Below are 536 nucleotides of genomic sequence, written 5' to 3' on the forward strand. Positions count from 1 at the left end.
CATACGAGAAGTAGGTACCAGATAGGCCGATGTATTCCTTGGTGACCGGGAACAGGAAGGTGATTAGTGTCCCACCAATCCAGTTTCCTGCGGTTGCCAGTCCCAAGCCAGCGGTTCGGATCTGGTTCGGGAAGATCTCTCCCAGGAACACCCAGAGGACCACGCCCCAGGTACCACAGAAAATGATGTAAACGAGATGAACACTAACAAGGGCAACGAATGCCCAAGCTCCCGTCAGGTTGAGTGCGCCCGTGTCGGTGGTGGTTCCCTGAGTGAAGGTGATAGCAGCTACGAGCATGGAAACGAACATGCCAACCGCTCCCCAGAGCAAAAGCGGACGACGTCCGATCCTGTCAATCACCGCCATGCCAATCAAGGTCATAATGATGCCAATGACTGAGGTCAGGACAGGAATAAAGACAGATAGATTTCCAGTGAACCCTACAGTCGTCCACAGGTCTGTTGCATAGAGCAAAACGTTATTGATTCCAGCCATCTGAATTAGGAACGCAAAAGCGAGTGCGATCCAAACCACG

1 protein-coding gene is annotated in these 536 nt (G+C 52.2%); it reads right to left on the minus strand.

Going from position 1 to position 536, the window contains the following annotated elements; translation table 11 throughout:
• On the minus strand, nucleotides 1-496 hold a 496-nt coding region (locus tag HMPREF1627_RS00485; RefSeq protein WP_234305177.1), incomplete at its 3' end, for an MFS transporter.
• Nucleotides 497-536: the final 40 nt, after the last annotated feature.

The organism is Actinomyces sp. S6-Spd3, assembly GCF_000758755.1.
GTDB lineage: Bacteria > Actinomycetota > Actinomycetes > Actinomycetales > Actinomycetaceae > Pauljensenia.